This window comes from Aureibaculum luteum, assembly GCF_003449015.1.
GTDB lineage: Bacteria > Bacteroidota > Bacteroidia > Flavobacteriales > Flavobacteriaceae > Aureibaculum > Aureibaculum luteum.
Window position 1 is genome coordinate 119,584 of record NZ_QRGD01000010.1, and the last position, 11,250, is coordinate 130,833.

Consider the following 11,250-nt stretch of genomic DNA (forward strand, 5'->3'; position numbering starts at 1 on the left):
TCAAATAAAGGATAAGTGTATTAAAAAAAATAATATTAAAAAATTCTATATACTTTTGCACTTTCAAAATAGTATTCAATTTATCAATTTTAATCAATATTGAATCTTGAAAAGTTAACTATCAATCGACGTATATGGCAAAAAATTTAGTAATTGTTGAGTCACCTGCAAAAGCAAAAACCATTGAAAAATTTTTAGGTAAAGATTTTCAGGTTGAATCGAGTTATGGTCATATAGCTGATTTACCTTCAAGGGAATTAGGTGTAAATGTAGAAGGAGATTTCACTCCTGAATACATTGTTTCTGATGATAAGAAGGCAGTCGTAAAAAAATTAAAAAGTCTTGCCAAAAAAGCAGATACCGTATGGTTAGCTAGTGATGAGGATCGAGAGGGTGAAGCAATTGCATGGCATTTATTTGAGCAATTAAAATTAGATTTAGAAAATACCAAACGTATTGTTTTTCATGAGATTACAAAAACAGCTATTCTAAAAGCAGTTGAAAATCCGAGAAGTATCAATTATAATTTAGTAAATGCACAACAAGCACGTAGGGTTTTAGATAGATTGGTAGGTTATGAACTTTCACCTGTTTTATGGCGTAAAGTAAAAGGCGGATTATCGGCAGGTAGGGTGCAATCAGTTGCCGTACGTTTAATTGTAGAACGCGAACGTGAAATTGAAAATTTCAACCCTATTGCTTCTTATAGAATAGATGCTGAATTTAGCAATGAAGAAGGAAAGACGGTTAAAGCTAAACTCCCAAAGAATTTTGAGACAAGAGAAGCAGCTGAAAAGTTTTTAAAATCATGTACAGGTGCAGCTTTCAAAGTGGCCGATTTACAGACAAAACCAGCAAAAAAATCACCAGCAGCACCATTTACAACCTCAACTTTACAACAGGAAGCCTCACGTAAATTATATTTTCCAGTTGCCAAAACAATGATAATGGCACAACGCTTATATGAAGCGGGACTTATAACCTATATGAGAACAGATAGTGTAAACTTATCTGAAGATGCAAAAAAAGCAGCTGCTGAAGAAATCACATCTTCGTACGGTTCAGAATATAGTAACCCAAGAAATTTCAAGTCCAAATCTAAAAATGCTCAAGAAGCTCACGAAGCGATTCGACCTACCGATATGAGCTTACATGAGTCTTCAATCGGTAAAGATGAAGATAGATTATACAGTCTAATTTGGAAAAGAACCTTAGCCTCTCAAATGAGTGATGCTAAGCTAGAACGTACCAATGTAAAAATTAGCAACACAAAAAACAAACAAATTTTAACTGCTAACGGAGAAGTAATCACATTTGAAGGCTTTTTGAAAGTTTATTTAGAAGGTACAGATAATGAAGATGAAGAACAAGAAGGTATGTTGCCTAAACTTGCTGTAAATGAAACGTTAAAAAACAATTACATTACGGCAACCGAACGTTATACAAGAGCTCCTGGTAGATTTACGGAAGCTTCTTTGGTAAAACAATTGGAAGAATTGGGTATTGGTCGTCCGTCAACGTATGCACCTACTATCTCTACAATTCAACGTAGAGAATATGTAGACAAAGGCTCTATTGATGGTGTAGAACGAAAATATACGGAACTAAAACTTAAATCTGATAAACTTACTGAAAAAGAACTTACTGAAAAAGTAGGTTCTGATAAAGGCAAGTTAGTACCAACAGATATAGGTAAAATTGTAAATGACTTTTTAGTTGAACATTTTAAAACAGTATTAGATTTCGGTTTTACAGCGAAAGTTGAAGAAGAATTTGATGATATTGCTAGAGGTAAAGAAGATTGGACCTCAATGATAAAAGATTTTTATGAAAAATTTCATCCAAGAGTTGAAGATGTTTCTGAAAATGCCGAAAGAGCTAAAGGTGAACGTTTATTAGGGATAGACCCTGAATCTGGCAAAAATGTGTATTCGCGTTTAGGTAGATTTGGTGCTATGGTTCAAATTGGTGAAGTTACAGATGAAGAAAAACCTAAGTTTGCCAGTTTACAAGTTGGTCAAACTTTAGAAACTGTAACTTATGAAGAGGCTATGGATCTTTTTAAATTACCTAAAACAATAGGTGAATATGAAGGTGAAGAGATTATTGTAAATAATGGTAGGTTTGGACCTTATGTGAAGTTTGGAACAAAATTCATTTCTTTAGATAAAGGTGAAAACCCTATGGATGTTGATATGGACAGAGCTACTGTGCTTATCAAGGCCAAACAAGAAGCTGATGCACCAATTGCTCATTATAAAGAATTACCTGTGCAAAAAGGTGTGGGTAGATTTGGACCCTTCATTAAATATGATGGCATGTTTATCAACGTAAACAAAAAATACGATTTTGACAACTTGACTCAAGCTAACATTGAAGAGTTGATTGAAGTTAAAATCCAAAAAGAAATAGATAAACTAATTCACCATTGGGAAGAAGAAGGAATTAGAGTAGAAAAAGCACGATGGGGCAGGTATAATATTATTAAAGGCAAACTTAAAATTGAAATGCCTAAAACCACTGATGCAGAAAAATTGACCTTGGAAGAGGTGCTAGAAATTATTGAAAAGAAAACTCCCAAGAAAAAACCAAGAAAAAAGGCTGCTAAAAAACCAGCTAAAAAGAAAAAATAATGCTATTCTTAAACTGTCATTCCGAGGCACGAGGAATCTGTTAAAAAGTAGTACTCATATTAATGAGATTCCTCGTACCTCGGAATGACAATAATAATCCAATAACAAATAACCATTATAACTAAACTATGAGTTTTGAATTCTTAAATCCTGTTGAAGATGTTGTTGTGGCACATTCGGCTTTATTACCTAATCAATCATTAGGTCAAAGGATTGCTATTCATTCAAAACAAAACGGAATTCCTGAATTAAAAGGTGTACATATTGCTATAATAGGTGTTGAAGAAGGAAGAAGAGCGGAAGACAATTATGGTGCGGGTAATAATTTTGGTGTCATACGAAAATACCTATATCAATTATTTCCAGGCAATTGGTTTTCTAAAATTGTCGATTTAGGCAATATCCCTCAAGGTGAAACGGAAGAAGATTCCTATTTTGCACTTCAAGAAATAATCGTCTATTTAGTTAAACATAATATCATCCCTATAATTATAGGTGGCGGTCAAGACTTAACCTATGCCAATTATAGAGCGTATGATAAATTAGAACAAACCGTTAATCTAACGACTGTTGATACAAAGTTTGATTTAGGCACTATTGAAGAAGAAATATCTTCAACCTCTTTTTTGAGTAAAGTAATTATGGAGCAACCAAGTAATCTATTTAATTATAGTAATATTGGTTATCAGACGTATTTTAACTCGCAAGAAGAAATTGATTTATTAGAAAAATTATACTTCGACACTTATAGATTAGGTGAAATTACCAATGATATAAAAATAGTAGAACCTGTTTTTAGAGATACGGATGTTGTAAGTATTGACATCGGTTCTGTAAGACGAGCTGAAGCACCTGCAAACAATAATGCAGTACCGAACGGATTTTATGGTGAGACTATATGTGCTATTTCCAGATATGCAGGTATCAGCGATAAAGTATCTTCTTTTGGAATTTACGAGTACAATGCTAAATTAGATGAAAAAGACCAAACTGCACATTTAATTGCTCAAATGATATGGTATTTTATTGAAGGTTTTAATTTTAGAACCAATGAATACCCTTTTACATCAAAAAAAGATTACACAAAATATATAGTACCTATTGAAGACACTACAATCAACTTCTTCAAAAGTAATAAAAGTGACAGATGGTGGATGGAAGTTGAACATCCAAATAATAAAACTACAAAGCATACGTTAATACCTTGTACGTATCAAGATTATTTACGAGCAGGAAATCAAGTTATTCCAGAAAGATGGTGGAAAACTTTTAGAAAATTAAATTAGTTATACACTAAAAATAATATTTCTGCGTTCTTAAAGTGATTCTACGAAATCAAAATTGTTTTTTATCGAAATAGTTTTAATATAACAAATAGTATTGTTCCCCTATAAAAGGGATACTAAATTTACATTTATGAGAAAAGTAACCGTTTATTTTTTACTTGCTGTATTTGCTTTAGCAACCAGTTGTGGATCTAGCGACCGAGGAGAGTTAACAGGTGTTAGGTCTAAAAAGAAATTTTTCCCTGAGAAACCATTAGGAATGACATTAATTCCAGGTGGTGCTTTTACAATGGGTAAAACAGATGAGGATATTGCAGGTGCATTAAACACGCCATCCAGAACTGTAACTGTAAGACCATTTTATATGGACGAAACAGAAATTACAAACGCTGAATATAGAGAGTTTGTAGTATGGGTAAGAGATTCTATTGTTAGAACTCAATTAGCCATTCTTGCAGAAGAACAAGGTTTTGGTGCAGCTAGTGCCGATTTAGATGCGGGTGCATCTTCTGGTAATGAAGATGGCATTCAAAAATACAAATTTGCTGAACCCGATACGACTGCCAATGTATATTATAAATATATGATGGATAACTACGGTAGCTTAGGTGATTTAAATTCACCAACTGAAGGTAAAGCGTTAAACTGGGAACCTGAATTGGTTTGGAATATAGCAGAATATCCTGATGCAAGTTATGCAGAAGCGATGGACAGTTTATATTTACCAATTACTGAGGTTTTTGACGGTAGAAGAATTGTTGACACTAAAAAACTATCCTACTTATACTACACTTTTGATCCAGAAGGTGCTGCAAGAAAAAGTAGTAATAGAAAAGATTTTATCAAGAAAAATACAGTAGAAATATATCCTGATACAACGGTTTGGGTAAAAGATTTTAATTACTCTTATAACGACCCAATGCACCAAGATTACTTTTGGCATCAAGCTTACAATGACTATCCTGTAGTTGGTGTATCATGGCCACAAGCCAAAGCTTTTTGTGACTTTAGAACTCAAAAGAAAAACAGATTTTTAGCTAATAAAGGTATTGGTAAAGTTCCAAACTTTAGATTGCCAACTGAAACTGAGTGGGAATTTGCTGCTCGTGGAGGCTTAGAATATGCTAAATACCCTTGGGGTGGTCCTTATACGGAAACTGATAGAGGTTGTTTTATGGCAAACTTCAAACCACAGAGGGGAGATTATGCGGCTGATGGGGCTTTATATACCATGGAAGCAAAGTCTTTTACACCTAATGACTACGGTTTATATAACATGGCAGGTAATGTTTCAGAATGGACTGACACTGCTTATGACCCAGCTTCTTATTACTTAGGCTCTACAATGAACCCTAATGTAAATGATAGTGGTAATCAAAGAAAAGTAATTCGTGGAGGATCATGGAAAGATGTAGCTTATTTCTTAGAAGTAAGTACGAGAGATTATGAATATGGAGATTCTGCAAGAAGTTATGTAGGCTTTAGAACAGTACAAGATTATATGGGTGTTAAATAACATTCAATAAAAGACAATTTTCAATAAAAAATTAGTAGTAATTATCATTAAGTAATAATAAATAGTAATAACAAACGTTTTAAAATAAACCAACTAGAATTAATAATTAAAATTAAAATTAACCCGAAAAAAGAAAAATTATGGCAGGATCACTTAAACAGAAAAAAATCATGAACTTCGTTTATGGTATGGGAGCATCAGTAGTATTAGTAGGAGCATTATTCAAAATCTTACACTTTAGCATAGGACCTTTAACAGGTGGAGTTATGTTAACAATCGGATTATTAACAGAAGCAGTAATTTTTGCATTCTCTGCATTTGAACCTGTTGAAGAAGACTTAGATTGGTCTCTAGTATATCCTGAATTAGCAGGAGGACAAGGACAAGGCTTAGATAGATTGTCTGGTGATGTAGATGCTGAAAGCATGTTATCTTCAAAATTAGATACTATGTTAGCTGAAGCAAATCTTGATTCAGAAAAAATGGATAGATTATCTACTAGTATCCAAAATTTTGCAGGTGCCGCTGAAAATATTAAGCCCGCTGCAGATTCAGTTGCTGCAACAAGCAAATATAGCGAGCAATTAACATTGGCTGCTTCTAACATGGAGTCTTTGAACAGTTTGTATAAAGTACAATATGATAGTGCATCTAGACAATCTGAATTAAGCGAAGCTGTTGCTGAAAATACAGTAAAACTTAAAGATCAAATGGAATCTTTAGCAACGAACTTATCATCATTGAATGGTGTTTATGGAGGTATGCTATCTGCTATGTCAAATAGAAACTAATTAGTAGAATAAAATAATTTAACCCAACTATTAACTAAAACTAATTAGAAAAAAATGGCAGGAGGCAAACTATCACCAAGGCAGAAAATGATTAACTTAATGTATTTGGTATTCATCGCGATGTTAGCAATGAATATGTCAAAACAAGTTTTATCTGCTTTTGGTTTCATGAACGAAAAACTGGCAGCATCTAACGTGTCAGCGGAACAACAAAATGCAGCTACTTATGCAAGTCTGAATACAAAAGCTGCTGATCAACCAGAGAAGTATGCAGAACATAATAGCAATGCTCAGAAAGTACAAGCTTTATCTTTAGACTTTAATGCTCATCTTGAAAAAATGAAAGAAGAGTTAACAAAAGGAGTTGAAGACGCTACGAATTATGAGTCAATGGACGGAACAGATGCAGGAGATTCTTTCTTCTTTGCAGGAGACAAAAATACTCCAGCTGGTGAAGAATTTTTAAGCAAACTGAATACATACCGTACTGAAGTAGCTTCTCTTTTAGGAGACAAATACAAAACACTTGCTGATAAAGTAGATGTACGTTTTGATACCTCTGATCAAAAATTAAAAGAAGGTAAACAAACACAACCATGGTTAAGGAATCGTTATGAAGGTTTTCCTTTAATTACAACGATTACTAACTTATCTCAAATTCAAGCAGATGTTAAAGCTACAGAAAATGAGATGTTAATGGCAATGGTTCAAGGGCAATTAGAAAGTGATGTTTCAATGAATAATTTCGTGACCATCTTAGTCCCTGATAATGCGGCTACGCTGCAAGGTGCAAACTTTAAAGGTAAAATAGTATTAGGTAAATATGATGCAACTTTAAAACCTACCAAAGTTATTGTTAACGGTAAAGAAATTTCAGGTGACGATATCAAAAATGGAGCAGCTTTTATAGATTTCCCTGCAGGTAATGTAGGTGAGAACCAAATTAAAGGTGAGTTTCAGTTTAAAGAAGGTGATTCGACAGTTGTATTGCCAATTTTAAGTACATACGCAGTTGTTGCAAAACCTAACAGTGCAGTAATTTCAGCTGATAAAATGAATGTGGTTTATAGAGGTGTACAAAACCCTATTACTATTTCAATGCCAGGTGTACCTGACAATTCAATTTCAGCAAACGCACCAGGTTTACGTAAATCAACAGGTTTAGGTAAGTATATGATGAGTCCTGGTAAAGGTAAAACAGTTAAAATTAATGTAACTGGTAAATTACCTGATGGATCTTCTGTAACTTCTGGACAAACGTTTAGAATTAAAGATATCCCTGCTCCTTCTGCAGCCGTAAGAGGTAGCCAATATGGTGTTATTAAAATGCCTAGAAGTTCTTTACAAAAAATGACTATTGGAGCTATCATACCAGATTTTGAGTTTGACTTAAAACTTGGAGTATCAGGCTTTAGTATTAAAGTTCCTGGCTCACCAACAGTGATCGTTAAAGGTACAAAATTCAATGCCGCAGCAATTAGAGCTTTAAGTAAAGCAAGAAAAGGCGACATGGTTACAATATTTGATGTAAGAGCATCGTTATCTGGCAATAGTGGTTATTACTTAAAGAAAGTAAATCCATTAAATGTAGAATTAACAAATTAAAAAATAAATATTATGAAATGGAGAGGTTTTTTAGTAGTGTGTGGTGTAGTAGCATTGACAACAAGCTCATTAAACGCACAAGCTAATTTGTTAAATGCAAAGATTCCTGAAGAAATTGGGATGAAAACAGCAGAACAATTAGCGGCTGATAATGACGGACCATTACCTTACGGTTACATAGATGATAGAGATATCCTATGGTCTAAAGTAGTATGGGAGTATGTGGATTTGAATGAGAAAATTAATTTACCATTCTACTATCCAATAGATACTAACAACATTAGCTCTAGTAGAAGATCGCTCTATGACACTTTATTAAGAGGTATTAAAAGTGGTGAAATTGCAGATATTTATGACGATTCTTATTTTGAAAACAAATTAACTTTCAAAGAGATTCAAGGTCGTTTATCTAGAATTGACACTAGTGATGCTGGTTATGAGTTATTAAATCAAGGTGAAGCTATTACTGATGAGTATGTAGATAGAACAGATTTAACTTCTGGAGATATTGCTGGACTTAAAATAAAAGGAGTTTGGTATTTCGATAAAAGACAAGGTGAGTTAAAATACCGTTTATTAGGTATTGCACCAGTTGCACCAGATGTTAACTTTCTAAATCAAGGTTCAGGTGGTGGCATGGATGAACTAATCCCTTTATTTTGGGTATGGTATCCAGGAGCTAGAGAAGTAACTCACTCAATGAAAGTGTTTAACAATAAAAACTCAGCGTTCCCATTATCTTATGATCATTTATTAAATGCTCGTCGTTTTGTGGCAAGTATTTATAGAGAAGAGAATATCTATGGTAATAGAGATGTTGCCGAATATATTAAAGGAAACGCATTATTCCAAGTTCTAGAAGCTGATAAACTTAAAGAGGATATCAGAAATAAAGAACTAGACATGTGGAATTATTAATAAATTCACTGTAGTATATCTGAAAAACTTCTACTCTTAATTGAGTGGGAGTTTTTTTTTACCTTTATTTTACGTTTATAACTACATTTGCACCATGCAAGTAGATTATATTATTGTAGGCTTAGGATTGGCTGGTTTAGCCTTTGCTGAAGAACTAGAACGAAATGATAAATCCTATATCATTTACGAAGATTATTCTCAAAATTCATCTCGAGTAGCGGGTGGTGTATACAATCCCGTTATTTTAAAACGTTTTACTCCTGTTTGGGATGCTTTTGACCAATTAAACATCGCAATTCCATTCTACGCAGCATTAGAACAGAAATTAAATATCCAAATTGATTACCCTTTAGATATATATAGAATTTTCACCTCAGTCGAAGAACAAAACAATTGGTTTAATGCTTGTGACAAACCCTTCTTTGAGAATTATATGATTCCGAAAATTATTAAAAACAACAACCAAGGTATCAACGCCCCATTTGGATTAGGAAGCGTTACAAATACAGGGAAAATTGACACAAAAGCTTTATTAGATGCATATATTGATTACCTTCAGAAAAGAGATTTAATTGTTAATGAAGGTTTTGAGTATTCAAAGGTTATTTTTAACGAAGACCATGTAAAATACAAAACTATTACAGCTAAAAAAATTGTATTCTGTGAAGGATATGGAGTTGTAAAAAATCCATTCTTTAAGGATATACCTTTAAAAGAAGCAAAAGGAGAATTATTAACCATCCACTCCCCTAACCTCAACATCAATTATATTATAAAATCTTCAGTATTTATTATGCCCTTAGGAAATGATACTTATAAAGTAGGTGCAACTTTCAATTGGACGGATAAAACTTTGAATCCCACCGAAGAAGCTAAAGACGAATTGGAAAATAAGTTGAAAAAAATAATTAATGTTCCCTATAAAGTCATCGATCAAAAGGCAGGTATTAGACCTACTGTAAAAGATAGGCGACCTATAATAGGAACACACCCCAACAACCCTCAATTAGCCATTTTAAACGGATTAGGAACCAGAGGTGTTATGTTGGCTCCCAAAATGGCTAAACAACTCTATAATCATCTAGAAAACGATGAGCAACTAAGTAAAGAGGTTGATATCTCAAGGTTTTAGTAATAAACATTTGCTACCTTAATTGCAATGCAACTTCCAAGAATAAGTAAAACAAAAAAGCCCAAAATTCAAATGAATTTCGGGCTTTTATTATATCATTTACAGACTACATTTCTAATGCTTTCTTAGCATTACCGTCCATTAGCAATTCTTCAGGATTTTCTAGAGCTTCTTTAACTGCTACTAAAAATCCAACAGATTCTTTACCGTCAATAATTCTATGATCATAAGACAATGCAACATACATAATTGGTCTTATTGTAACTGCTCCGTTTATTGCTACTGGCCTTTCCACAATATTGTGCATTCCTAAAATAGCACTCTGAGGTGGATTGATAATTGGGGTAGACAACATGGACCCGAATACACCACCATTGGTAATGGTAAAAGTACCACCAGTCATTTCATCAATCGTAATATCACCATCTCTAGCACGTATAGCCAAACGTTTTACTTCTGCTTCAACACCTCTAAAAGTTAAATTTTCAGCATTTCTAATCACAGGAACCATTAATCCTTTAGGACCAGAAACCGCAATAGAAATATCTTGAAAATCATAAGCTACTTTATAATCTCCGTCAATCATTGAATTTACATCCGGATACAATTGCAAGGCTCTTACAACCGCTTTCGTAAAGAAACTCATAAAACCTAAACCAACTCCATGTCTTGCTTTAAAGGCTTCTTTATATTCGTTACGTAAATCAAATATAGGTTTCATGTCTACTTCGTTAAACGTAGTAAGCATTGCTGTTTCATTTTTAACAGCAACCAAACGTTCCGCCACTTTACGACGCAACATAGATAATTTTTTACGTTCTGAACCTCTTACGCCACCTGTTGTTGGTGACCCCATACTAGGTGTTGCATTTACAGCATCATCTTTGGTAATTCTACCGTCTTTACCCGTTCCTTTAATAGAACCAGCAGCTATACCTTTTTCTGCTAAAATCTTTTTTGCAGCAGGTGAAGCTGTTCCACTTGCGTAAGTTTCTTCTTTTTTAATTTCAGCAGGTTTCTCTTCTTTTTTGACCGGTTCTTCTTTTACTGCTTCTTTTTTTGAACTGGCACCTTCTGGCTTTTTAGCACTGGTATCAATATGACACACAACAGCACCTACAGCAACAGCATCTCCTTCTTCTGCTTTTAGCGTTATAATACCGCTATCTTCAGCTGGTAATTCAAGTGTAGCCTTATCAGAGTCAACCTCTGCAATAGCTTGATCTTTTTCTACATAATCACCATCTTCAACCAACCAAGTGGCTATTTCTACTTCAGTAATCGATTCGCCCGGAGAAGGGACTTTCATTTCTAAAATCATAATTGTTTAAATTATCAATATTCAAGTTACAAATTCCAATCAAAAATA

At 33.7% G+C, this 11,250-nt stretch carries 8 protein-coding genes; 7 read left to right on the forward strand and 1 reads right to left on the reverse strand.

The genetic code is table 11. The annotated features are described in order from the left end of the window. The first annotated feature begins 134 nt into the window (after positions 1-134). From topA to D3P13_RS19245, 7 genes are all read left to right on the forward strand, one after another. Positions 135-2,633 carry a type I DNA topoisomerase gene (gene topA / locus D3P13_RS19215; RefSeq protein ID WP_117884778.1) on the forward strand — a complete coding sequence of 833 codons (2,499 nt, stop codon included), beginning with the start codon at positions 135-137 and terminating at the stop codon, positions 2,631-2,633. A gap of 128 nt (positions 2,634-2,761) precedes the next feature. Further along, positions 2,762-3,919: a formimidoylglutamase gene (locus D3P13_RS19220; protein ID WP_117884780.1), complete on the forward strand. Its 1,158-nt coding sequence runs from the start codon at positions 2,762-2,764 to the stop codon at positions 3,917-3,919. A 130-nt stretch (positions 3,920-4,049) separates the two neighbouring features. Continuing rightward, positions 4,050-5,435, forward strand: coding sequence for a T9SS ring complex lipoprotein PorK/GldK (porK, locus tag D3P13_RS19225; RefSeq protein WP_117884782.1), 1,386 nt, complete (start codon positions 4,050-4,052; stop codon positions 5,433-5,435). 140 nt (positions 5,436-5,575) lie between these two features. Beyond that, the gene (gene porL, locus D3P13_RS19230) at positions 5,576-6,226 is read left to right on the forward strand and encodes a type IX secretion system motor protein PorL/GldL (protein ID WP_117884784.1); all 651 of its coding nucleotides are present in this window, start codon (positions 5,576-5,578) and stop codon (positions 6,224-6,226) included. A 54-nt stretch (positions 6,227-6,280) separates the two neighbouring features. Beyond that, positions 6,281-7,831: a type IX secretion system motor protein PorM/GldM gene (gene porM, locus D3P13_RS19235; protein ID WP_117884786.1), complete on the forward strand. Its 1,551-nt coding sequence runs from the start codon at positions 6,281-6,283 to the stop codon at positions 7,829-7,831. 12 nt (positions 7,832-7,843) lie between these two features. Beyond that, entirely contained in the window at positions 7,844-8,749 is a 906-nt protein-coding gene (porN, locus tag D3P13_RS19240; protein ID WP_117884788.1) for a type IX secretion system ring subunit PorN/GldN, read from the forward strand. A 94-nt stretch (positions 8,750-8,843) separates the two neighbouring features. Beyond that, a complete protein-coding gene (locus D3P13_RS19245) occupies positions 8,844-9,881 on the forward strand; it encodes an NAD(P)/FAD-dependent oxidoreductase (RefSeq protein ID WP_117884790.1) in 1,038 nt (345 codons plus the stop codon). A 106-nt stretch (positions 9,882-9,987) separates the two neighbouring features. Here D3P13_RS19245 and odhB read toward each other — a convergent pair whose 3' ends face one another. Continuing rightward, positions 9,988-11,202 carry a 2-oxoglutarate dehydrogenase complex dihydrolipoyllysine-residue succinyltransferase gene (gene odhB / locus D3P13_RS19250; protein WP_117884792.1) on the reverse strand — a complete coding sequence of 405 codons (1,215 nt, stop codon included), beginning with the start codon at positions 11,200-11,202 and terminating at the stop codon, positions 9,988-9,990. Positions 11,203-11,250: the final 48 nt, after the last annotated feature.

Bases quoted from the DNA above. Each gene is read 5' to 3' on its own strand.
- topA (WP_117884778.1), top strand. From the start codon at position 135: ATGGCAAAAAATTTAGTAATTGTTGAGTCACCTGCAAAAGCAAAAACC.
- D3P13_RS19220 (WP_117884780.1), top strand. From the start codon at position 2,762: ATGAGTTTTGAATTCTTAAATCCTGTTGAAGATGTTGTTGTGGCACAT.
- porK (WP_117884782.1), top strand. From the start codon at position 4,050: ATGAGAAAAGTAACCGTTTATTTTTTACTTGCTGTATTTGCTTTAGCA.
- porL (WP_117884784.1), top strand. From the start codon at position 5,576: ATGGCAGGATCACTTAAACAGAAAAAAATCATGAACTTCGTTTATGGT.
- porM (WP_117884786.1), top strand. From the start codon at position 6,281: ATGGCAGGAGGCAAACTATCACCAAGGCAGAAAATGATTAACTTAATG.
- porN (WP_117884788.1), top strand. From the start codon at position 7,844: ATGAAATGGAGAGGTTTTTTAGTAGTGTGTGGTGTAGTAGCATTGACA.
- D3P13_RS19245 (WP_117884790.1), top strand. From the start codon at position 8,844: ATGCAAGTAGATTATATTATTGTAGGCTTAGGATTGGCTGGTTTAGCC.
- odhB (WP_117884792.1), bottom strand. From the start codon at position 11,202: ATGATTTTAGAAATGAAAGTCCCTTCTCCGGGCGAATCGATTACTGAA.